Source organism: Roseofilum acuticapitatum BLCC-M154 (assembly GCF_030068475.1).
GTDB classification, from domain to species: domain Bacteria; phylum Cyanobacteriota; class Cyanobacteriia; order Cyanobacteriales; family Desertifilaceae; genus Roseofilum; species Roseofilum acuticapitatum.
The window spans coordinates 1-22,915 of record NZ_JAQOSP010000004.1 but is presented as its reverse complement, the minus strand read 5'-3'; the positions used below and the strand labels follow the sequence as shown (position 1 = coordinate 22,915).

The 22,915-nt window shown below is 44.9% G+C and carries 18 protein-coding genes; 9 read left to right on the top strand and 9 right to left on the bottom strand.

Translation table 11 applies throughout. The annotated features are described in order from the left end of the window. The first annotated feature begins 175 nt into the window (after positions 1-175). The 3 genes from PMG71_RS00475 to PMG71_RS00465 all read left to right on the top strand — a co-directional run bounded on the left by PMG71_RS00475 (position 176) and on the right by PMG71_RS00465 (position 4,436). Entirely contained in the window at positions 176-3,139 is a 2,964-nt protein-coding gene (locus tag PMG71_RS00475; RefSeq protein ID WP_430540986.1) for a glycosyltransferase family 4 protein, read from the top strand. Next, positions 3,114-3,911, top strand: a complete 798-nt coding sequence (locus tag PMG71_RS00470) for a hypothetical protein (RefSeq protein WP_283751663.1) — start codon at positions 3,114-3,116, stop codon at positions 3,909-3,911. The genes PMG71_RS00475 and PMG71_RS00470 overlap by 26 nt, the downstream gene beginning before the upstream one ends. A gap of 129 nt (positions 3,912-4,040) precedes the next feature. Beyond that, entirely contained in the window at positions 4,041-4,436 is a 396-nt protein-coding gene (locus tag PMG71_RS00465) for a tetratricopeptide repeat protein (protein WP_283751662.1), read from the top strand. Positions 4,437-4,492: 56 nt separating this feature from the next. Here the strand turns inward: PMG71_RS00465 and PMG71_RS00460 are convergent, their stop codons facing one another. The 3 genes from PMG71_RS00460 to PMG71_RS00450 form a co-directional block, all read right to left on the bottom strand. Then, positions 4,493-6,718: an O-linked N-acetylglucosamine transferase, SPINDLY family protein gene (locus PMG71_RS00460; protein WP_283751661.1), complete on the bottom strand. Its 2,226-nt coding sequence runs from the start codon at positions 6,716-6,718 to the stop codon at positions 4,493-4,495. 416 nt (positions 6,719-7,134) lie between these two features. Then, entirely contained in the window at positions 7,135-7,662 is a 528-nt protein-coding gene (locus PMG71_RS00455) for a type IV pilin-like G/H family protein (RefSeq protein WP_283751660.1), read from the bottom strand. A gap of 126 nt (positions 7,663-7,788) precedes the next feature. Then, positions 7,789-9,093, bottom strand: a complete 1,305-nt coding sequence (locus PMG71_RS00450; RefSeq protein WP_283751659.1) for a class I SAM-dependent methyltransferase — start codon at positions 9,091-9,093, stop codon at positions 7,789-7,791. 122 nt (positions 9,094-9,215) lie between these two features. Between PMG71_RS00450 and trxB the strand changes: the two genes are divergently transcribed. Beyond that, positions 9,216-10,577 carry a thioredoxin-disulfide reductase gene (gene trxB, locus PMG71_RS00445; protein WP_283751658.1) on the top strand — a complete coding sequence of 454 codons (1,362 nt, stop codon included), beginning with the start codon at positions 9,216-9,218 and terminating at the stop codon, positions 10,575-10,577. A 76-nt stretch (positions 10,578-10,653) separates the two neighbouring features. Here trxB and bicA read toward each other — a convergent pair whose 3' ends face one another. The 3 genes from bicA to PMG71_RS00430 form a co-directional block, all read right to left on the bottom strand. Further along, positions 10,654-12,384 (bottom strand): bicarbonate transporter BicA, encoded by a 1,731-nt coding sequence (bicA, locus tag PMG71_RS00440; protein ID WP_283751657.1) that lies wholly within the window; start codon positions 12,382-12,384, stop codon positions 10,654-10,656. A 316-nt stretch (positions 12,385-12,700) separates the two neighbouring features. Beyond that, positions 12,701-13,246, bottom strand: coding sequence for a phosphate-starvation-inducible PsiE family protein (locus tag PMG71_RS00435; RefSeq protein WP_347179156.1), 546 nt, complete (start codon positions 13,244-13,246; stop codon positions 12,701-12,703). A gap of 109 nt (positions 13,247-13,355) precedes the next feature. Beyond that, positions 13,356-14,468, bottom strand: a complete 1,113-nt coding sequence (locus PMG71_RS00430) for a sodium-dependent bicarbonate transport family permease (RefSeq protein WP_283751655.1) — start codon at positions 14,466-14,468, stop codon at positions 13,356-13,358. Between the two features lie 575 nt (positions 14,469-15,043). Between PMG71_RS00430 and PMG71_RS00425 the strand changes: the two genes are divergently transcribed. Then, entirely contained in the window at positions 15,044-15,361 is a 318-nt protein-coding gene (locus PMG71_RS00425) for a P-II family nitrogen regulator (RefSeq protein ID WP_283751654.1), read from the top strand. A 121-nt stretch (positions 15,362-15,482) separates the two neighbouring features. Next, complete coding sequence (locus PMG71_RS00420; RefSeq protein WP_283751653.1) at positions 15,483-16,052, top strand: NUDIX hydrolase; 570 nt, start codon at positions 15,483-15,485, stop codon at positions 16,050-16,052. A 209-nt stretch (positions 16,053-16,261) separates the two neighbouring features. On the opposite strand, the gene PMG71_RS00415 is transcribed toward PMG71_RS00420, so the two are convergent. From PMG71_RS00415 to cpeY, 3 genes are all read right to left on the bottom strand, one after another. Next, positions 16,262-17,920, bottom strand: a complete 1,659-nt coding sequence (locus PMG71_RS00415; protein ID WP_283751652.1) for a hypothetical protein — start codon at positions 17,918-17,920, stop codon at positions 16,262-16,264. A gap of 31 nt (positions 17,921-17,951) precedes the next feature. Then, the gene (locus PMG71_RS00410) at positions 17,952-18,899 is read right to left on the bottom strand and encodes an ABC transporter ATP-binding protein (protein ID WP_283751651.1); all 948 of its coding nucleotides are present in this window, start codon (positions 18,897-18,899) and stop codon (positions 17,952-17,954) included. A gap of 133 nt (positions 18,900-19,032) precedes the next feature. After that, complete coding sequence (cpeY, locus tag PMG71_RS00405; protein WP_283751650.1) at positions 19,033-20,301, bottom strand: C-phycoerythrin alpha-cysteine-82 phycoerythrobilin lyase CpeY; 1,269 nt, start codon at positions 20,299-20,301, stop codon at positions 19,033-19,035. Between the two features lie 224 nt (positions 20,302-20,525). Here cpeY and cpeB point away from each other — a divergent pair, with 224 nt between their 5' ends. From cpeB to PMG71_RS00390, 3 genes are all read left to right on the top strand, one after another. Further along, positions 20,526-21,080: a phycoerythrin subunit beta gene (gene cpeB / locus PMG71_RS00400; RefSeq protein ID WP_283751649.1), complete on the top strand. Its 555-nt coding sequence runs from the start codon at positions 20,526-20,528 to the stop codon at positions 21,078-21,080. Between the two features lie 87 nt (positions 21,081-21,167). Further along, on the top strand, positions 21,168-21,662 hold the full coding sequence (cpeA, locus tag PMG71_RS00395) for a C-phycoerythrin subunit alpha (protein WP_283751648.1): 495 nt from the start codon (positions 21,168-21,170) through the stop codon (positions 21,660-21,662). A gap of 157 nt (positions 21,663-21,819) precedes the next feature. Continuing rightward, positions 21,820-22,440 carry a HEAT repeat domain-containing protein gene (locus PMG71_RS00390; RefSeq protein WP_283751647.1) on the top strand — a complete coding sequence of 207 codons (621 nt, stop codon included), beginning with the start codon at positions 21,820-21,822 and terminating at the stop codon, positions 22,438-22,440. The last annotated feature ends 475 nt before the right edge of the window (positions 22,441-22,915 follow it).

The window sequence follows — 22,915 nt, the reverse complement described above, 5'->3', positions numbered from 1 at the left end:
GCAAAATAAAGAAGGGTTGGATAAATCTTCTCTACAGAAAATCATTGCACCTGAAATAAAAAATGATGAATTCTATTTGCACATTGAGCGGATTGCTAGAACCCAAAATTTGCAAACCATACTAGAGATTGGGGCATCTTCGGGAGAAGGTAGCACAGAAGCCTTGGTGAAAGGTATTATGTTCAACCCTCATAAACCAAGGTTGTTTTCTATAGAAGTATCCAAATCTAGATTCAAAAAATTGAAGGAAAGATATCAGAATAAATCCTTTTTTAAGCCCTATAATGTTTCATCCGTTTCAATAGATGATTTCCCACCAGAATTAGAAGTGTCGGATTTCTATCATAAATACAAAAGTGGATTAAATAATTATTCTCTTGATCTGGTTTTAGAGTGGCTGAAAGAAGATCGGACATATTTAAGGGAAGCTGGCTTAATTGAAAATGGAATTGAGATTATAAAGAAAGAAAATAACATAAATCAGTTTGATGCAGTTTTAATAGATGGTTCTGAGTTTACAGGTAGCATAGAACTGGATCAAGTATATGGTGCAAAGTGGATCATGCTTGATGATATTAATACCTTCAAAAACTATCGCAGTCATCGCAGGTTATTGGCAGATCCCAACTATGATTTAATTAGCTATAATTTGTTGGTGCGTAATGGATATTCTGTTTTTGCAAAAAGCAAACAGAAAAAGATTAACCCAGTTTGCGACATCCCCATCCATTTCTTCACTATTGTCCTTAACGGTGAACCCTTTATTCGATACCACATCGACATTCTAAAACAACTTCCTTTTAAATGGCATTGGCATATTATTGAAGGAGTGGCTGACCTCAAACATGATACCAGTTGGAGTGTCAAACTTGGTGGAAAAGTAACGGATGAGATTCATAACCAAGGGTTGAGTAAAGATGGAACATCTGAGTATTTAGATCAACTCAAAGCAGAGTATCCAGAAAATATAACCCTGTATCGAAAACCAGAGGGGCAATTCTGGGACGGGAAGCGAGAAATGGTGAATGCTCCTTTAGCCAATATTCAAGAAGAATGCTTGCTGTGGCAGATAGATGTAGATGAAATTTGGACATTAGAGCAGATTTGTAATAGTCGGAAACTGTTCATCAGAAATCCGGAGAAAACGGCCGCCTATTACTGGTGCTGGTACTTTGTTGGAGAACAATTAGTGATTAGTACCCGCAACTGCTACACTCAAAATCCGCAACAGGATTGGTTGCGGACTTGGAGGTTTAAGCCGGGATATGTTTGGGCAGCTCATGAACCTCCGATATTGGTTGAACCTTTATTGGATGGACAGTTTAAAAATATTGCTGCAATTAATCCTTTGACTCATGAGGAAACGGAAAAAGAGGGTTTGGTTTTCCAACATTTTGCCTATGTGACTCCGGAACAATTGCGATTTAAAGAGCAGTATTACGGCTATCAAAATGCGGTTAACCAGTGGAGATCGCTACAGTCAGTATCTCAGTTCCCGGTTTATCTTCGCGATTATTTCTCATGGGTGGGAGATGAGACAAGGGTCGATCGCGCTGAGTCATTGGGTATCGTTCCCTTAGTCCAGAAAGAGGTAACTGAAGGAAATTGGAAATTCTTACAACCTCAATTCTCAAAACTCTCGAAACCAGTTGAAAAGCGATCGCCGACCATAGCGATCGATGGTGTGTTCTTCCAGCTTTATAATACAGGGATTGCGCGGGTTTGGAGATCGCTACTGGCAGAATGGGCTAAAACTGACTTTGCCAATCATATCCTCTTACTGGATCGCTCAAACACTGCCCAAGTACCTGGAATCACATCTCGGATCGTTCCTGCTTATGACTACAACAATACAGAAGCAGACAAACAAATGCTTCAGGAAGTTTGCGATCGCGAAGGGGCAGATCTATTCATCTCTACTTACTATACGACTCCCCTATCCACCCCTTCTGTGTTCATGGCCTATGACATGATTCCGGAAGTCCTAGGCGCAGATCTTAATCAACCCATGTGGCGTGAAAAACACCATGCCATCAGTCATGCGGATGCCTACATTTCTATTTCTGAAAGCACTGCTCGCGATCTGGTCAAATTTTTCCCAGAGGTTACTCTCGATCAAATTGCTGTCGCTCATTGCGGTGTTTCGCCCACATTTACGCCAGCTACAGCCGCCCAAATCAGCGAATTTAAATACAAATATGGGATTACCAAGCCTTATTTTCTGCTGGTGGGTGCGGGTGGAAATTATAAAAATACTATCCTATTTTTCCGGGCATTTGCCGAACTGCACAGCAAACAAGGGTTTGAAATTGTCTGTACAGGAAGTGGTGTGACTCTCGGCAACGAATACAGACAATATGCTTCAGGGACTGTGGTACATCCATTGGTTCTCCCGGATGAAGAGTTGAGAGTCGCCTATTCTGGGGCGGTTGCTTTGGTTTATCCCTCGGTATATGAGGGCTTTGGAATGCCGGTAGCAGAAGCTTTAGCTTGTGGTTGTCCGGTCATTACCTGTGCCAATGCTTCCCTTCCAGAAGTTGGGGGAGATGCGGTTATTTATGTCGATCCGAATGATGTTGAGGGTTTGGCCGAGCAACTCTGTGAAGTGCAAAAGCCTAGTGTTCGTCGCTCATTGATAACTAAAGGTTTAGCCCAAGCGAAGCAGTTCTCTTGGCAGAAAATGGCTGATACTATGAGTTCAGCCCTGCTGAAGGCGACTTTGGCTCTTCTAAATCTGCAAGAGATCAATTTAATTATATTTCCAGATTGGTCAAAATCTGAAGAAAGGATTGGGTTAGCCTTGCAAGAGGTAATCAAAGGTCTAGTCAGTCATGGCGATCGCGCTAAAATGACTTTGCTGATCGATCATACTCATATAGAAGCCGAAGATGCGGATCTTCTCCTATCGAGCGTAGCGATGAATTTGCTGATGGAAGAGAATCTAGAGGTTGATGAAGGGCCCGAAATTGTGTTAGTAGGGGACTTGAGTGAGGCTCAATGGTCAGTGTTAATCCCTCAGTTACAGGGACGAATTCGACTAGAGGATGAAAATCAAGAGGCGATCGCCTTATCTCAGGTCGAGACTATTCCGGTTATTGAGCTAGGAGATCTCCATGTTAATGAACCGACAGTGGACTAATACCTTAGCAACAGCAGGGTTAACGCTCCTGTGTTCTCTGGCTATTGTTTCAGTACAATTGCCTAAATTAAGCCGTCTTAAAGTCGCTTCCAGGGAGCGATCGCTACCCCAACTACAGCAAGAAGTCGCTCAAGAAGCGATCGAACTGCAATTACTCCAGGTTTTGCCCAATTTCGGCTTTGATAATCTTATTGCCAATTGGAGCTTTATTAAATTTCTCATCTATTTTGGGGACGATCCAGCCCGCGATCAAACCGGTTATGATTTAGCTCCTGAATATTTTCAGATCGCACTCAATGAAGACCCCCGATTTATTCCCGCTTATTTTGGCATGTCTGCCAGTGTATCCTTATATTTAGGAAAACCTGAATTTTCCGTAGAAATGATGCAAAAAGGATTACAGTCTCTTAATCCCAAAGATCCCCACCATTCCTACTATATTTGGCGTTACTTGGGCACTGACCAACTTTTGTTTCTCGGAGATGGAGAAGCAGCAGAACTATCCTTTGCTAAGGTAGCGGAATGGGCCAGTGAATATTCTGATTCAGAGAGTCAGTTGATCTCCAGACTGTCTGCTGCAACCGCAGCATTTTTACAGGAGAATCCAGACAGTAAACAAGCACAATTTCAGGCCTGGCAGCTTGTACTGTTTAATGCAACAGATGACAAAACTCGACGGAGGGCCATTTCGAGGATGGAGGAACTTGGGGGTCATGTTATTCTGGATTCAGAAGGTAGGATTAATCAGCTTATTCCACCTCCCTCCCCTTAGCTGAAAATGCACAACTCAGGGTATTATCCTGATTTCGATTGGCTTAAGTTGGGGTATTCTAAAAGTATCAACTGCCTAGGATCAGTTTCTAGGCAGTATCCTTCTGTTAGTAATGATTGACATAAAAAAATGACTAACTTACAACGATGTTTCGCTATCTTTGGCGCACTTGCATTCTTTGGGTCTACTGCTTTGGCCACTACTCGACTCTTTCGCACCCCTCCTAGACCTAATCCCTCTTCAGAAACTGAAACTCTGACGGTTGAAGACCAACTTTTAAGCCAAGAACGAGGTTACCTAACCGTTTTAGAACGAGAACCCAAAAACAAAGTAGCCTTAGAAGGTCTAATCATGGTTCGACTCCAAATGAATAACCTTGAAGGGGTGGTCAAACCGCTAGAAACTTTAATCGAAGTTGCACCAGAAGACACCACCTATAAAACGCTTTATGAAGAACTTCAACAGCAATTAAATACGACTCAACCGGATGAATTAAGTACATCACCAACTGATGAGTCACCCTAATCTGAACCCTAAACTTTTCTGAAGATCAAAATTGCCATTAAATGGGTCTAGTCATTCTAACCTGCTGACTCAACATAAAGTTGCCACATTTGCCCATAGGCCTTTTCCATTTCCTGGGCAAACTTCTTTGCATTCCACAATGGTGCAGTTTTACGGGATTCTTTCAACTTCCAATGCACGTTTCGACGTAGCTCTGGCTCTGTACCAAAACGAATTCCCCATTTCACATACTCTTCATCAGTCCAAGCAATGCCTTCTGTGATGCCCGCATTCATCATCATGGTATAACTATTGCGGGCAGCAAACTGCTGACCAACTCGCGTTACTAGAGGAACACACATCCACAATGTTTCTAAGGTTGTAGTAGCTCCATTGTAAGGATAGGTATCTAGAACCACATCAGCAATGCCCATATTCGCTCGATGTATCGCCTCTGAGCGAGCAGCAGGAATAAACTTCAAACGCTCTTCTGGGAGTCCCTCCTCCTCAGCTAACTCAATAAAAAATCGTTTAATCGATTCTTGATCTCCAAACCCCTTAATTAGGAAATAACTATTGGGGACTTCCTTAATAATCCGTAATTGTAATCTGGCCATATCTGGATGGCGTTTATAGCTACTTTGTGAACTAAAATATACAATGGAATCAGTGGGTAGATCTAACATTTTTCGACGCAATGTAGGCACAGCCACCTCAAATCCATCGACTGCAATGTAGGTTTCAGGGAGCCGCCAAATTTTTTCACTATAGTAATCTTGGGCATTGTCAGGTAAAACATAGGGGTCAGCAATCATATAGTCTACACCTGGAATTCCTGGTGCATCCCATCCCAACCAACTTACTTGAATGGGAGCTGGTTTGATCGACATTACGGCACAAGGGAGATCTAAAGTGAGACTATCCATATCTACCAAAATGTCAATTTGGTCTTGATTAATGATCTCGGCTACTTCCATGTAACCCAGTCCCAGTTTACGAACATTAGGGATATGCTCAACATACCATTGTTGTAAGGGATCTGGAATCTGCGATCGATAGTTTACAACATAGCCATAAATGTCATACTCTTCCTGGTTATGATGCTCAAATAACCAGCGAGCTAACCATCCTACAGAATGAGTGGCAAAGCAATGGGATAAATAACCAATTTTGAGCCGTTTATGGGGTTGGGCAGGAGGATTCCAATTTTGGTGATATCTCTTAACTTCCTCTTGATGATGGAACTGAATGCCCCCTTTACAAAACTTCCCTAAGTGATTGTGAATCTGACGATTACCTTGAGCATCATCTTCAAAATAGGGGAAGAAATAGGCCACAGTATAGAGGCGACTATTCAGGTCAGGTGGGTAATTACTGGCTTCATCTGGGTTGAGAGAATGAAGTAAATCAGCTTTTTTATGCAAAATACTAAGGGCTTCTTGCCAATATCCCCCTGCTCCCATCAGTCCCCTAAGATGTAAGAAATAACTACAGATTTTATCAATGTTTCTTGTGGAGAGTGAATAAGCTTTTTTAGCGGCTTCAATCCCTTCGTCGTATTCATGAGCAGTTTGATAGTGGGCCGATAAGTGCCTCCAAATTTCAACATCTTCTGGATTAGCCTTGAGTGCAATTTTACTGAATATAACGGCTAAATGAGGTCGTTTGAGCGTTTGACATATTTTTACACAGGCCAACATGACAACAGAGACAAAAGAATATACACTCTTAGTAAGAACATAAGGGATACTGGCTTCTAGTAACTGAGGTAATATAGGAGTCAGAGGTGCTTGATCTAAAAATAGTCTTATACTTTCTATGAAGAGTTCAAAATCAAGATTGAGTTGCTCTCCCTCGCTTTCTAAGATGGATACTAACTCCATCTCATTAATCTCTTCTTCAGTTAAAATTTCTAGCTTGAGACCTAATTGTAAAATTTTAAACAGATTATTAACATGAGTCGGATCTATTTCACGAATATGCTGACGGATAACCCAAGCTAATTGAATCTGGTCTGCTTCCTGGTGATGATTCGCTGAAGACTCTAATACTTCCAGCAATTCTCTTGTCCATATTTCGACCTCTTCTGCGCTTGCTTCTCCAAGCACTAACATCCAAGTGACCTGGGCCTCAACTTCTTGTCCATCAAGAAGCAATGCTAATCCTAAGTACCAATAATCTTGCCTTGATGCTGAATCAGTTTCAACAATTTTGTTATAGAGGGTAATGGCTTGAGTGTACTTACCTGTATTTAAATACTCAATAGCTTGCTGCTGTAAATTTGATGTGAAGGTTTCAATCATAATTCATAGGAATGTGAGATGACAACTAGACCGAGCTACTTAAAGAATCAGAAGCAAAACGTCATTGATGTGTTGTTTAACTTTATGGATGTTATATAGCAGTGAAAGGGAGAGTTAGGACTCACACAGAACTTTCTCATCAGCCTATAACAAGGGGCTTAAGCCCCTTGTTCAGTCCATGTTCAGACGGACATGATATTATCCATCTTCTGTGACCTAGCAAAAACTTGAAATAATATCTGATGGCAACATCAGATATTATAGACGGTTATTGATAGCAATCCCTAGGAGTCTGACAGAGACACTCCTAGGGATTCCAGCTCATGGTACTCGTTTTAGGTTGGGTTTTTCTCTAAGTAACCCTGTTTTTTCCATAAACCTGTGTCTATACTACAGGAATTAGAGATCGAGCCATCCTACAATGGAGAATAGGCAGTGGGACAGCTAGGACCGGTACTGGTACTAAAGGTTGCCTGTACAGGTTTTGAGTTCACTTCATCCGTTTGACATAGAACGGCAAGAGTGGTAGCTTCTGACGCGGCTCCAACTCTTGCAGCTTGAACACCACCAATGAAGCTTCTCAAAGTATCTGATTTGCTCTCACCGTCTGCATAGTTGGTAACACCGGTGTTTGCATTGCTGCTGATACCATAAACATAATTCTCAGTTTCGCTTTTGATCCCTAAACCCAACTGGGCTATATTAGTCGTGTACTCGTCTTTTTCTAGGTAATAAGCTTGCTGTTGACGGTTCATGGAACCCACATACTGCTTACCTTCGGACTCCTTCGCTTTGTTGGCTTGGTTGAGGAAGGAGGGGAGGGCGATCGCCGACAGGATACCGATAATGATGATAACAACCAGCAGCTCAATCAGGGTAAACCCTTCGTCTTCTTTCTTCGCGATCAGGTGTTGCAGGAACTTGCTTCTAAATTCAGTCTTCATGATGATCTACTTCTCCTTGGGGGTCGATAAACTAAGGCTTCTAACTCCATTGACTATAGCTTACCCACCCAATTCCAGTTTCATATCACCCCGATCAAAATTTTTTTTTGATTTGTCCGGATCGGCTTAGGACTCTAGCAATACATAGCCCATCTCGTACAGGGGGATGAGCAGCTCTTTCACTTTCTGAGTCGCTTGGGAGGGGCCGATCGCCTCCCCACTCACTGGATCGACAGGATAGAGCTTTTGCGATCGCCCCACCAAATCCCTAAAAGTACAGGGAGCATCAACCAGGGGTAACAGGAGACTCACCACCACACTATCGATCAAAGGCCTATTCTCTGGATCGATGGAAAGATAATCATACAAGGGTAGGGCACTCATTTGGGTTATGGAGGCGATCGCCCGATGCTTAAATGTTTCGGTTCTCAGTTGTGGATGAAAATGAACTGTTGCCTGATTCCATTGATCTTGTGTCCATTCTTCAACTTTTACCTTGACCCGATTCCCTTGAGGATGGCCACACCAGAAATCCAATAACCGTTGTTGCGAATGAAATAACTCATGGATATGGAGTTGTTCCTCAGTAGACAACTCCGAAAATTTGACCATTAGTGCAATCGGTAACTCATCCCAATGCTCAAACAAACCGAGTAGATCCCATTGAGATGCATGAACCATACCTACAAACTCTAGTCCCGACTGTCTCAGACCATCGAACAAATCAGGAATTTCAAAACCTCTGTCTCCAATCAAGAGGTGGTTTCTAGCAATGTACTCATTAGAAGTCTCCTGGTTATTTTTCCAAGCAAATTCTTTCAGAAATACTCCTGGCTTCAGACTTTGCATCGCTTCTCGCACTAGATTATAGTCAGCCTCTTGGGGCGCTGAATCCATTAATCCCAGTTTTTTCCAAATTCTTTGCGATCTATAATAATGGCTCCGTTGAATTTTACTATGTAAATTAGCTCGAAGAATTCCGTCATACTTCAAAACAGATTTTAATAGCGTTAGAGATTTGATGATATCCGAAAATAAATATAAAACCTCATCACAGTTAATATAATCAAATTCATACTCTAGAGTGCCAATATTTTCAATAGGCATGACATGAAATTCAGCATCCGTAAACCCATGTAACTTCAGACGTTCGCGAGCAATTCCCACTGATTTTTCCGAGAGATCAATACCGACAATTTTCGCTCCGGGATTCGCCTCAGCTAAGGTCAGAGATTTATAGCCACTGCCACACCCGGCATCTAAAATAACTTTCCCGGCTGTATCGATTACCTGTTGGTCTCGCCGATAAAAAGCCGTCACCATATTATGAATATAAAGGGAAGAGTAATCTACTTTAGGGGTTGCGGCTAAAGGGGCATTATAATAGGGGAGAGTATTAAATTGATCGCGGATTTTATCAATATCTTCCATTGGGTTACCCACCATTGGCTTAATCTTTCTGCTTAATTTTAACCTGTTTGTCTCGCTCAACTCACATTTTTACACCTTTCATGCGCTATACTAAGCGTAGTCGTTATGAGTTTAGTTAACACATGAGCAACCCCACAGTAGAGAATCTGGTGATTATCGGTTCCGGGCCGGCCGGGTTTACGGCCGCCATTTATGCGGGTCGGGCGAACCTGAAACCCGTGGTGTTTGAAGGGTATCAGATGGGGGGAATTCCGGGGGGACAACTGATGACCACCACAGAAGTGGAGAACTTCCCCGGTTTTCCCGATGGTATCACCGGGCCGCAACTGATGGACAAGATGAAAGCGCAAGCGGTCAGATGGGGAGCAGAACTGTACACGGAAGATGTGGTTTCTGTTGACTTGAGCGAGCGCCCCTTTACCGTAAAATCTGAAGAACGAGAGTTCAAAACCCATACTATTGTCATTGCCACCGGTGCAACGGCCAAACGGTTGAGCCTTCCCCACGAACAGGACTTTTGGAGTAATGGCATTTCTGCGTGCGCCATTTGTGATGGAGCAACACCCATTTTTAAGGGTGTGGAACTGGTGGTCATTGGGGGTGGAGATACGGCGGCCGAGGAAGCGGTGTATTTGACCAAATATGGCTCCCATGTTCATTTACTCGTGCGAAAGGGGGAAATGCGGGCTTCTAAAGCGATGCAAGACCGGGTACTGGCTCACCCGAAAATTACGGTTCATTGGCATACGGAAGCTGTGGATGTCTATGGAGAAGGGACAAAATTTGGGGGTGTGAAGGTCAAGAATAACCAAACGGGAGAGGAGAAAGACTTACCGTCTGGGGGGTTATTCTATGCCATTGGTCATACTCCGAATACCCAACTGTTCAAAGGGCAATTAGAGTTAGATGATGTGGGTTATATTGTCACCCAACATGGAGTACAAACCAGTGTAGAAGGGGTTTATGCTGTTGGGGATGTGCAAGACCATGAATTCCGCCAAGCCATTACTGCTGCTGGAACCGGATGTATGGGAGCCATGTTAGCCGAGCGCTGGTTATCCGCTCAAGGATTGGCTCAAGAATTTAAGCAGGAAGAAGGGGAAAAAGCACCAGAAGCGGCTCCAACGGTGACGCAAGCGGATACAGAAGAGACATTTAAGCTGGAGGAAACACGGCATAAGGGAGGGTATGCCCTACGGAAATTATTCCATGAAAGCGATCGCCCCCTCCTCGTACTTTACACCTCCCCCACCTGCGGCCCCTGTCACAGCCTCAAACCCATTCTCAGCAAAGTCATTGATGAATTTGACTCTAAAATTCACTATATCCAAATTGACATCGAAGCCGACCCAGACATTGCTGAAAATGCCGGTATTACCGGCACTCCCACCGTACAACTGTTCAAAGATAAGGAGTTATTGCAAGAACTCAAAGGCGTAAAACCCAAAAGTCAGTATCGTCAAGTGATTGAAAGCAGCCTTTAGGGTTCTGGGGAATGAATCCCTAAAAATACGATATGTAGGGAAGAACAGCCATTCTCCCCTACATATTGGGTTGAATTCAAGTATTCATGGAAGAAGGGGATAAATCAGAAGAAGAAGCCATACTAGAAGCATCATTCTCCTCAGACTCATATTGTTTTTGATGGTCTAACAAGGCGATCGCCTGACGCAAAGCTTCTGTACGGTCTATTAACATATGATGGGGCGGCAATTTGGCCAACACACCCAACTTTTCTAACCGTTGTTTCACCTTACCCGTAGCACCCACAATCATCACCTGACGACCTTGATCGAGAGCATCTTCAATCGCATTTTGAATCGCTAAAGAAGACGTAACACCCATCACCGGTACATCCGTCAAATCCACAATCAAGATATCATGGTCTTCCATGGCCGTATGCTCGCGAGAAATCGCCTTAGCCACCCCGAAAATCATCGGCCCGCTTAAGTGGAACAGTAATACTCGGTTATTGGCGCGATCGAGTAGTTCTTTCTCTTCATCATTGAGCAAGATCGCATCATCAGCATCCGTAATCGTCTTCACATCATTCGACTGAAGTTCGCTTAAGCGCTCAATCGTCAAAATATTCGCAATAAAGACCCCAACACCAACCGCAGCAATCAAGTCTACAAATACCGTTAACCCGATCACCCCGTACATAATCAAGGCCCCTTTCAAGGAAACCTTATGAGCTTGTTTCAGGAAACTCCAGTCAATAATATCAATACCCACTTTTAGGGCAATCCCTGCCAATACAGCCAAGGGAATATTTTGGGTTAATCCGCCAGCAAACAGAACCACACAGAGTAAAGCAACCGCACGAATTATACCAGAGAGAGCTGTACGTCCTCCCGTTTGGATATTAATCACCGTTCCCATGGTTGCCCCAGCACCGGCAATCCCTCCGAATAAACCGGACATAATATTACCCAAACCTTGACCAATTAACTCCTTATTAGAATTATGTTGGGTACGGGTTAAACTATCAGCAACCACAGAAGTTAAGAGGGCATCAATACATCCGAGCATCCCTAGAACTAGAGCATCTACAACCATGATTCTGAGAACATCAAAACTAAACATGGGTAATTGTAAACTCGGTAAGCCACCGGGAATTTCACCAATCCGCCGTAGGTCTGTACCCCCTAGGAAAATAACAGAAATGAGTGTTCCAGCAATTAAGGCAATCAGTTGGGGAGGAACCAATTTCTTAACTTTCGAGGGAGTGAAAAATAGAATCCCTACCGTTAGCAAAGCTAAACCCAATTCCATGGGTTGAATATTAGCGAATAAATCCGGCAAGGAGCGTAATGTTCCGACCACACCCCCTTTGGGACTTGCCTGGCCTAAGAAGGGCCCCAATTGCAGGATGATCATGATTAAACCAATCCCAGACATGAACCCAGAAACAACCGTATAAGGCATCAGGGTCACATATTTACCTAACTTCAGGACTCCAAACAAGATCTGAAATCCGCCAGCCATCATGACGACAGTAAATGCCATGGCCATGCCTTGTTCTTGACCGTGGCTGGCAATTAGATGGGCAATAATCGAGGTCATGACTACTGTCATGGGCCCGGTCGGTTCAGAAATGAGGGTTGGAGTACCTCCAAATAGGGCAGCAAATAAGCCGACCAAAACTGCACCATAGAGTCCAGCTTGGGGCCCTGCACCTGAAGCGACTCCGAAGGCTAGAGCCATCGGTAGGGCAATCACTGTGGCAGTGAGGCCGCCAAAGAGATCGCCCTGGAGGTTATTAAAATTGATTCGGTTAAAAACTTTCATGGTTGAACCGGTTTTCTTTAGTGATCAAACTGTATATTAATGTACAGTTTGCGAGAATTAAGCTCGCTTTTTATACATAGAATCTAGTCTATGCATTAAACAAGATATTCTGAGACTTTCTATAGATGGGTATGTCAAGTCTCTGGGCTATGGGCTATAGCATAAGCCAAAGACGCGATCGAGGTAAATAGCTGGCGAAAATGCGAGAGACAATTACAACCAAGCCAATCAAACGAAAAAAGCCGGGGTCATAACCCCAGCTTTTTGAGTAGGCGTATTTTGTACTGGTGAGACATTTACACCAGAGAAGAAATTATTACTTCAAGGTTGAAACAGGTTGAGCCTCCAGTTGACGATCCCTTTCAGACAAGGCTTGACCAAAGCGTATCCGGTGACGTTGAGAGACCTGCTGCTCTGGGTCAATACCATCAAAGGTTGGTGGAATCCAAGCACGAATAACTAATAAACTCCCCAGGACAATGAGAAAAGAGCAGGCCGCCATCACTTGCACCCATGGGGTTTCCAAAATGCCTCGGACAATGATTTCCCGAAGTACAGAAACAATGGAGACCTCAACGGCGACTCCAATCGAAACTCGATGCTCCTTTAAATAAATAATTAGCAATCGAAACAATTCTACTAAAATTAGCAAGAATAAAATATCGGAAGTGACCCGAGGAAAGTTTAAAGGGGGCAAGAGGGACAGAAACATCTCTCGTAATTGCATCACCATGAAGCTAAACAGGCCGATGCACAAGGAAATCACAATTAAGTCCTGTACCAGTTCGAGAACTCGAACGATGTGGTCTCCATTGAACCAACTGAACGAGCGAGGAGAAGGGTTTGACGATAAGGGTTCCATATTCATTAAAGGTCAGGGATGAAGGGGAGGAAGGGGTCTAGAGTCTAGATCGTAGCTGCCGGGTTAATGACCGGACAGGAGCGCTGCAAGACCCCGACCCGTCTTGAATTCAGCCGCCTAAAGCTTGAGCGAGTCCGATGAATAGAGGTATACACAAGGCAAGGGCAACTGGTGTGCCAACGGCTGTGGACGAGCCGATGTAGGCGGAGGGATTAGCCGACGGGATACCGGCTCGTAGAGTGGGTGGCCCTGAGATGTCTGAACTAGAGGAAGCGATGACAGCCAGGATCACAACACCACCCAGGCTGAATCCCGTGGCGTAGTGGGCAATCATGCCGAGACCGAAGGCGATCAACCCATGCAGTAGGGGGGCAATAAAGGCATATATGGCGTACCACTGGCCCACTTTGCGAAGTTCACCGAGCCTTGCTGTTGCTTCCATACCCATGACTAGCATTAGGATGGAAAGCAGTCCGCGAAAGCCGGGATTGAAGAAGCTTTCATAGACGCTTTCTGGCCGAGTCAGCAGACCTAGAGCGAGGCCGAGCATGAGTGCAGATAGGGCAGATCCTTGGAGACTGTCCTGGATGATGGGCCATATCTTGACGCGATCGCCTCCGGGAACGCGCTCCTTTCGGGGATATCCACTGGCGATAATCCCTTTATCGCTGGAATATCCTCCTACAGCAACGGACTGCTTGCTTAAGGATTCCTCTTCTGTGAGATACTTCTCCCTTTGCTTCTTGGTATAAATGCTGGCTAAAACGATCGCCGTCACCAGGGCTGGGATGTCCATGAAAGGATAAAGTGCGGCTGCCCAAGGCTCATAGTCCATGCCTTCTGCTTCTAGTAGCGTTAGGGCGGCAGCCATGGTAGAGCCACTCACCGCACCGAATAAGCCTGCGGTGGCAATACCGTCTACGACTTTGACGTTCGGTAGCAGTGCCAATGTGTAGCGCCCAATGAATACGATGACAATACCCATGACCACAGCGAATGCTGCGGGCAAGAGCATCTCCATAATATTGGCATTGCGGATGGCAATGCCGCCGCTCAAGCCAACTTTGATTAGCAGCATGAAGACGATGAACTTATAGACCGCATCTGGAATTTGCAGTCGGCTATTGACTGCGGCAACGACCATACCACCAATCAGGAAGCCAAGTGTTGGGGACTGTAACTTCCCCAGGAAGAGCGTAAAGAAATCAGAAAGAAAATCCACAAATACCTCCTTCAACCTCCTCTACGAGGGGCGATTATTGTGATAAGTGAGCTTTAAAGCGTAAGGGTGAGGGCCTTCACCCCTACAAGACAGGTCTTAAGTAAAAACCTGTTAATAAGGTGTTCAGAGAGAGTTTTTCTCTACAACGGCATTGGAAGGCAATGTGCTATTTTGCATTACCTTTCATAGATAATAGTCTATCAAGAATTGAATTCTATACTCTTTATTCTATCCTAGAATGCACAAATTTTTTCACTGGCTACTAACGCAATGTTAAATTCCAATGATAAGTTTTTCTTTTATATTACCATTTGGGTCTCTGGTCAAAGAGACTGCTATGCTAGAGCGATATATGCCCTCAAACAGTCCGACTTTTTTCATAACTGAAACTTATTGACCCATAGATGGTATGATGGTATCGTGCTTATTTATAGCCACCGCACTATTACACAACCTGTATACGAATGTGATTCTACTGCTTTCGTTGACTCAGATGATAGTGATAGCGCGTGGTACTGCCATTTTCATGAGTTTCTGTATAGTTCACTAATTACACGCCTAAAGAGGTAACTTATATGACTCAAAAAGCCAGCAAGCTCGTCATTGTCACAGAAAAGGTACTGGAAAAAAAGGTCGGCAAGATCATCGACGAAGCCGGGGCTACCGGTTATACGGTCGTGCCTGCTGGCGGTAAAGGCAGTCGCGGTGTGCGGTCGTCCGGAGAACCGAGCGTTAGCGATTCCTACTCGAATGTAAAGTTTGAGATTCTCACCCCCAATCGGGATATGGCTGTGAAGATTTCGGATGAGGTTGCATCACAGTTTTTCGACGATTATTCGGGCATCGCTTATGTCTGTGATGTGATGGAGGTACTGCACGCGCACAAGTTCTAAGATCAAGTCTGGTTAATGGGATTCAAGAAGCGGGCAAGATGCCCGCATTCCTAGAATCCCTTAATATTACTGGAGTGGGAGCGTCTCGCTCCCAAGGTTTTTAATCAAGCAATATCAATCTGTGCAAAACTGGAAAATACTCAATAGGTTAGTCAGAATTACTTCTGAGTGGGTGACCTTGATTGGAGAGCGTCTGGAGGATGATCGAGGTCAAGTCGTTGATTATTGGCGAGTGGAAAAAGCCGATTCAGTGGTCATTGTCACCCTTCAAGGGGAGAATTTAATCTTACCTGTGCCCCAGTATCGTCCAGGAGTTCAGAGCGTCACGTTGGATTTTCCTGGGGGACGGGTGCGAAATGAGGGAAAGCCTTTGGCGGTTGTGCCGAGTATTCTGGAGCGAGAATTGGGGATTGGAGAAGAGGGGATTCTGAAGCTCCGGTTACTCAATGAAGAGGGATGGCTGATTAATAGTTCGTTTTCTAATCAAAAGTTGTATGGATGTGTGGCCGAGATCGATCCCAAGATGAGTATAGAGGGCGATCGCCTCGGCGCGGTTTATCCCCATACTCCCGAAGGAGTCGATCAACTTTTCCAAGATTTGACTTGTTTGCAATGTCGCGCAGTGCTTCAGGAATGGCACAATCGAGGATCTAGAAGATCAAAAATCCCCTACTCTGATGGACAGGGTTAGGGGAATTGAGAATCAGGAATGGGTGTTACAGCGCAAAGCGCGGTAATGAGGTACAGGCAAAAGATCCCCCTTTCATGTCCGCTTGCGGAAAATCCCCCTTAAAAAGGGGGACTTTGAAAACCCCCTGCTTTTTAAGGGGGGTTGGGGGGATCGAGATGTACCGCAAGCGAGAAAGAAAACTGCTGTATCTCTGAATTCTGGGCGATCCCTTATCCATGGCCCAAGGCTTTAGAAGCTGAAATTCCAGCTAGGCGCAGTTGTCGAGAATACTGGGTGGCTACTAAACCCACAACAGCCCATTGGGTTAACACAGATACCATCACAGTCAGAGCTGAGGTATGGTGGAGAGCTTCCCAGGGGAAGATCGTAAACATCCAGAGCAAGGGAGTCTCATCAGGATAAGCAGACAGAACCAGGAAGGCTAAGGGGAGCAGGGAAATTGCACCACCGATCGCCGCAGTTGCCCAAATGCCGCTTTTCTTGGATTTCATCATCATAATCAGTTGGGCAACACTGGCATAGAGGAGCAGTACGGAAAAGCTCAATACTAGGTTAAAGATTCCATGGAGGCGATCGCCGTTATCCCCTGGCCACATTAAGATCCAGGGTAAAATAATTAACTGCGCTTCGAGTAAATTAAAGGCGATCGCCAACAGTGCAGGACTCTTATTCCCAGACATCAGCTCTTGAAATAATCCTTGATGGCGCGTTTCCGACATATGGCGATAGCGGGCCCAGTCTACACAAACCTGTCTTTGGGGAGACAATGCTGCCATTAGTCCCGCAAAGAAAATCAGGTTGAACACCAGTAAACAATATAGATTCTCAAACTGATATCCATGGGGAGCCAAACCCAAGGTAAAGAGGCTGAAGCATCCGGTTAACCAAAAGGACTGGTTTTTGCCGATTAAGGTCTGATTGGGATTGCGGAAACAGCGATCGATCACTAGCCAATTCCAAGCTGTCCATACGGCACAAGCGACCACCATAGCCAGACTTAAGGTCACGACTGTCTTACCAATGGGAAGAATAAACCAGTGCCACTCCACCGAATGATCCCGCAAACTGAATAAATCGTAATTAAAGAAGTCAATATTCCCCAGCCACTTTTCGCCAATCATATAGGGAATCAAGCTAGAGGGGGTGAAGAGTTTCAAGATATCAATAGGAGCATCTTCAACCCGCATCATGGAGGTGACAAACAGAAAAGCAGTGACCAAAACTCCAGCTAACCAAGCTTGAAATCCACCCATCCAATGGCTGACTAAACCAAAAAGGATGGAACCACTGAAAAAGAAGGCGCTACAGGCTAATAGCACCCCATAATAGAGGGCGAGTAATCCTAGGGATATATGCAGATTAAGTGCTGCCCATAGATGGAGTGGAAAGGCAAGGAAGCAGGCAAAATAGAGTAAGCTGGGGGCCCCTAGGAGTTTACCTAAAAGAATTTGCTGGGTAGACTGGGGACTCAGGCGAATAAAATTGAGGGTTCCTTTGCGTTCTTCTCGGTCAAGGTCGCTGATAATCAGATAGCTTCCTCCTACCAACAGGGCAAAGATCCCGACCACGGTTAACCAGACAAAGAGATCTGACCACCAGAGTTGCCAGTTAATTTCGGGGTTGCCCAGGGGATTCATTAAACAGCGTAACTGGTGGTAGTAGTATTCAGGTTTTCCTCCGGTACAATAGCGGTGATATTCACTATGGCGATCGGGTAATGCATTGAGGAAGCCGAAGAGTACGAGGACTTGGGCAAACAAAGACATTCCCCCGGCAACCATGATGTTGCGAGTCTTAAAGCGACCTTTAAGTTCTCGGAAGAGTTGGGGGTTAATTTCCCCAATGAAGTTCATTAAATCTAGTCTCATCTTTTATATATCCTTTACAGAGGGCATTAACTTAAGATGCTTGCTTATGACCGAGTTTCAGGAAGATGGTTTCTAAATCTTCCTGAGTAGAATAAAACTCAGTGACAGGTAAATTGGCGCTAATGAGCGATCGCAATAACTGGGCGCTCTCTTCTGGAGTGCCGTTAAAGTTCACTCGCAAATGACCGGATGAGAGGGTTTCCCATCCATCCACCTGGGGAAACTGTTTCAGTTCTGTAATCAAGGCATCTTGAGATCCTAGGGTAGCGATCGAGATTTGTTGACGACTTAGGCGTTGATACAAATCTTTTAAGGTTGTGCTTTCGACTAAATAGCCCAATTCCATGATACCCACTGAAGTACAGAGTTCTGCCAAGTCGCTGAGGACATGGGAAGAAATTAAAACGGTCATTCCTGCTTCTTGGAGAACCTTAATGATTTCCCGAAATTGCATTCGCGCAATGGGATCTAATCCTGATACCGGTTCATCGAGCAATAACACAATGGGTTCATGGATAATGGTTCGGGCTAAGGAAAGTCGTTGTTTCATCCCTCTGGAGAGGGTAGAAATCTGGCTATTGCGCTTATTGCCCAGTTGTACCAGTTCTAGCACATCATAGAGGCGTTGCCGACGGCGGGGGTCTTTGAGCTGATATAAACGGGCAAAATAGTCTAAATAGTCCCAAACGGTGAGATCGTCGTAAACGGGGAAATCGTCGGGTAGATAACCAATGCGACGTTTCAGGGTGGGGTTAGAATGGTCTCTGAGGAGGCGATCGCCGTTAATATAAATTTCCCCTGTCGTTGGTTCTTCGGCTGCTGCCAACATGCGAATTAAGGTGGTTTTCCCTGCACCATTGGGGCCAATTAAACCATAGACTTCACCGCGTCCGACTTCTAAATCTAGATCGTTGACTGCAATATGGCGGTCAAATTGTTTGGTTACTCCACAAGTCCGGATTGCCAGTTCTTTTGCCATAATCTTTAATCTAAAGCTTAACTATTAGCCTAGCCTTTGGGACTGGAATTGGGCAGGAGTGTTTCCAAATTGGTAACCTTTCCCTTTTAAGTAGCACTAGGTTCTATGGCTTATAACTTTTTGCTCCGAGATCCTATGTCTGACTCAGAGCTTTGGCTTGTAAGATTAAATCGGTATCCTGGAGGCAGATCTGCGATCCTTGGCGATCGCCTAATTGCTCTAAAGCTAAAAGGGCGGCATACTTGAGATCAAAAATTGAAGTATTCAGAGCCTCATGTAATAGGGGTATGGCTGCCGTTGCGCCTAAATTTCCTAGGGCGATCGCCGCCGCAGCTCTGGATTTTTGGAATTGAGGAGCTTGGTTTTGCAGAGCTTCTACCAGTAAATCATAGGCGGGGGCATAACCTAGCCATCCCAAGAGTTTGACTACATGGTAATGAGCGCCATAGTCATTATGGGCTTTATCAGCAAACGTGGCCAGTAAAGCCTCTGGGGCATCTTGGGGGTAGGTGTGCAGCAGGGTATAACTGGCTAGATAACAGCGCCCAAAGTCCGTACTATAGAGTTCATTAATGGCAAATTCTAGGCTGGGGGTTTGGTCATATTCATGGACAAATTCCAGGGTATCCGGATGATCTCGGATGACTTGATCAAAATAGGGTTCAACCTCTGCAAAGGTGAATTTCTGAGCAGCAATTCCCGTTTGAGCCAGATGTTTAATGCCTCGCAGACGAAAGACGATGGAAACAGGACATTGGACAATTCTGGGCAGAGCTGGATAATAATTCGTATCCATGAGATCTTGGATGCAAGCTCGGCGCACATTAAGATTGTCACTATGGAGAAAGCTCACTACCCGATCCATCTGGCTGAAATCTTGGCTTAACTGACAGGTAGCGGCGATCGCCACACTGGAAATACAGAGATCTTCTGAGTCGATAAAGGGTTGAATGGCTTCTAGAGCGCTTTGATAGCCTAACTTAGCCAACACTTGGATAATCACCCGATAGCTTTGGTTGGGTTGCTGCAACAGTTGAGTAATAGCTTCTAGAATGTCTGTATCCTCTGTACCAATCTCGCCGATCGCCCAAACCGCATTTTCCACGGTATACATATCTGAGTCATTTAAACACTCGCACAGTGTTGGTATGGCGATCTCAGCCTTTAATCGTCCTAAGCTTTCCACTGCCTTACGTCGGGCAATGCGATTATAGAGGTCATCTTCTCGATTGTGAATGGCTTTAATCAGGGCAGCGATCGACCGTTCAGTAGGATAATGCATGAGGTGACAAGCCGCTACATAGCGATCGCTCGGATCGCGGAGCTGATCCAACGGCATTTCTAAGAGGGCGATCGCCCGGTCTTCACTTAAATTAAAAAGCTGAGAAAATCGTTTATCCATAACTCTAGCACTGAACATCCATCAGTAGATTCCTTAAAAATACCTTGAAATCGACCCTTTCCGGATCGCAGATTTCCCAGTTTACTCATTTATTTCCCAGAATTGTAAAGGATTGTTACCTTGTTTATCATAAACCCGGTCTGGGTACAGTCCATCTCCTATAGTCGATTATGACCAGTTCTAACCGGTCACCTGAATTCAACTATTGAGAGGGAAACATTTCAATGCTTGACGCTTTTTCGAGAGCTGTGGTATCAGCAGATGCCAGCACTGCCGCTCTGAGCAGTGACAAAATTGCTGAACTCAAAGGCTTCATTGCTGAAGGAAACAAGCGCCTAGACGCTGTTAATGCCGTAGCCAGCAACGCAAGCTGCTGCGTTTCTGATGCCATTACCGGCATGATTTGCGAAAACCAAGGCCTAATCCAAGCTGGTGGTAACTGCTACCCCAACCGTCGGATGGCTGCGTGCTTACGCGATGGTGAAATCATTCTGCGCTATGTCACCTACGCTTTGTTAGCTGGTGATGCTTCCGTTCTCGAAGATCGGTGCTTAAATGGCCTGAAAGAAACCTACACCGCCCTAGGAGTTCCCGCAACTTCTACGACTCGTGCAGTACAAATCATGAAGGCTATTTGTGTTGCTCACATCACCAACACCAATACTGAAGCTCAAGCAGGAGCTAAATACCGTAAGAATGATACTCCCCAAGGAGACTGTTCTGCGTTAGCTGCTGAGTGTGCTGGATACTTTGATCGCGTTATTGCCGCTTTAAGCTAAAACCGATAAATAACTGCACCCAAGAGCGACGGGCAATCGTCGATTAAAAAGTAACACCGATCACATAAATCTGGAGATAGTAAAGAAATGAAATCAGTTCTCACCACGGCTATCGCTGCTGCTGATGCTGCTGGTCGTTTTCCTAGCACCTCTGACCTAGAGTCTGTTCAAGGTAGCCTCCAACGGGCTGCTGCTCGTTTAGAAGCTGCTGAAAAACTCAGTGGCAACATTGATGCTGTTGCCAAAGAAGCTTATGATGCTTGCATCAAAAAGTATTCTTACCTGAACAATGCTGGGGAAGCCAATTCCACCGATACTTTCAAAGCTAAGTGTCTGCGTGACATCAAGCACTACCTGCGCTTGGTTAGCTACTGCTTGGCAGTTGGCGGTACTGGGCCTCTTGATGAGTGGGGAATTGCTGGACAGCGTGAAGTTTATCGTGCTTTAGGTCTGCCCACCGCTCCCTATGTTGAAGCTTTGAGCTTCGCTCGTAACCGGGGTTGCGCTCCTCGCGATATGTCTGCACAAGCTCTAGTTGAGTACAATGCTCTTCTGGACTATGTAATCAACTCCTTGTCCTAGTTCATCGCTGGGAGAAAATTGAGTTGAATTCTTGACCTTTAAGTTCAAGAATGAAACTTTAGAGAACTCTAAGTCTAAAGCTTGGCTTTAATATATAGTCAAGTTCAAGACTTAGAGTTCTTAGTGTATAAAGAGTTAATAGTTATAGTTGCTTAAAATGACGACAGATATTGAGGCTTTATTTACCCAGCTTAAACACCCCAACCCCAATCTACGGGAACGGGCGATGGTACAGTTAGCTGAAAATCGGGATGAAAACACCATTGGCCGCTTAATTGAAATGGTGAATGAGGAAAATGTAGATATTCGTCGGGCTGCTGTGAAAGCGTTAGGGGTGATTGGTGCAGATGCAGTTTCTGCCATTGTTTCCTTGTTTAATCAGAGTGATAATCCTACGATTCAAGCCAGTTGTGTCAAGGCTTTGGCTCAGGTGGCTGTTAATTATGGCTCTGATACTTTTCCTGAAGAAGGGGTGGAAGGCTTAAAGGTGGCTCTCAATCATCCGAATCCGGTGGTGAATATTGCCGCAGTGATGGCATTGGGGGCGGTGGGTTCGCCGATGTTGGATTTATTAGTGGAAACTCTAAAGACTACGGATAATTTAGCGTTAGCGGTATCGATTATTAATGCTTTGGCTTCTATGGGAGATGAGCGAGCGACAGAAGTGTTAACCGAATTGGCGAATGATGAATCGGTGGATAGTTATGTGCGGGAATCGGCGACGAATGCTTTACCTCGCTTAGAGCAAACGATGCAATATAATGCTGGGCGCTGGTGAGTCATGATATCAAGTTCAGTTATTCATGTCCGCGAAGCGGAAATACCCTAATTAAAAATCTAGGGAGCGAGACGCTCTCACTCCAGTAATATCAAGGGATTAGAGGAGTGCGGGCATCTTGCCCGCTTCTTCATATCAAGTTCAGTTATTCATGTCCGCGAAGCGGAAATACCCTAATTAAAAATCTAGGGAGCGAGACGCTCCCACTCCAGTCATATCAAGGGATTAGAGGAGTGCGGGCATCTTGCCCGCTTCTTCATATCAAGTTCGCTTATTCATGTCCGCGAAGCGGAAATACCCTAATTAAAAATCCAGGGAGCGAGACGCTCTCACTCCAGTCATATCAAGGGATTAGAGGAGTGCGGGCATCTTGCCCGCTTCTTCATATCAAGTTCGCTTATTCATGTCCGCGAAGCGGAAATACCCTAATTAAAAATCCAGGGAGCAAGATGCTCCCACTCCAGTAATATCAAGG

What these genes read in the sequence shown, in the direction of transcription:
- PMG71_RS00470 (WP_283751663.1), top strand. Translation starts at nt 3,114, where the DNA reads ATGTTAATGAACCGACAGTGGACTAATACCTTAGCAACAGCAGGGTTA.
- PMG71_RS00465 (WP_283751662.1), top strand. Translation starts at nt 4,041, where the DNA reads ATGACTAACTTACAACGATGTTTCGCTATCTTTGGCGCACTTGCATTC.
- PMG71_RS00460 (WP_283751661.1), bottom strand. Translation starts at nt 6,718, where the DNA reads ATGATTGAAACCTTCACATCAAATTTACAGCAGCAAGCTATTGAGTAT.
- PMG71_RS00455 (WP_283751660.1), bottom strand. Translation starts at nt 7,662, where the DNA reads ATGAAGACTGAATTTAGAAGCAAGTTCCTGCAACACCTGATCGCGAAG.
- PMG71_RS00450 (WP_283751659.1), bottom strand. Translation starts at nt 9,093, where the DNA reads ATGGAAGATATTGATAAAATCCGCGATCAATTTAATACTCTCCCCTAT.
- trxB (WP_283751658.1), top strand. Translation starts at nt 9,216, where the DNA reads ATGAGCAACCCCACAGTAGAGAATCTGGTGATTATCGGTTCCGGGCCG.
- bicA (WP_283751657.1), bottom strand. Translation starts at nt 12,384, where the DNA reads ATGAAAGTTTTTAACCGAATCAATTTTAATAACCTCCAGGGCGATCTC.
- PMG71_RS00435 (WP_347179156.1), bottom strand. Translation starts at nt 13,246, where the DNA reads ATGGAACCCTTATCGTCAAACCCTTCTCCTCGCTCGTTCAGTTGGTTC.
- PMG71_RS00425 (WP_283751654.1), top strand. Translation starts at nt 15,044, where the DNA reads ATGACTCAAAAAGCCAGCAAGCTCGTCATTGTCACAGAAAAGGTACTG.
- PMG71_RS00415 (WP_283751652.1), bottom strand. Translation starts at nt 17,920, where the DNA reads ATGAGACTAGATTTAATGAACTTCATTGGGGAAATTAACCCCCAACTC.
- PMG71_RS00410 (WP_283751651.1), bottom strand. Translation starts at nt 18,899, where the DNA reads ATGGCAAAAGAACTGGCAATCCGGACTTGTGGAGTAACCAAACAATTT.
- cpeY (WP_283751650.1), bottom strand. Translation starts at nt 20,301, where the DNA reads ATGGATAAACGATTTTCTCAGCTTTTTAATTTAAGTGAAGACCGGGCG.
- cpeB (WP_283751649.1), top strand. Translation starts at nt 20,526, where the DNA reads ATGCTTGACGCTTTTTCGAGAGCTGTGGTATCAGCAGATGCCAGCACT.
- cpeA (WP_283751648.1), top strand. Translation starts at nt 21,168, where the DNA reads ATGAAATCAGTTCTCACCACGGCTATCGCTGCTGCTGATGCTGCTGGT.
- PMG71_RS00390 (WP_283751647.1), top strand. Translation starts at nt 21,820, where the DNA reads ATGACGACAGATATTGAGGCTTTATTTACCCAGCTTAAACACCCCAAC.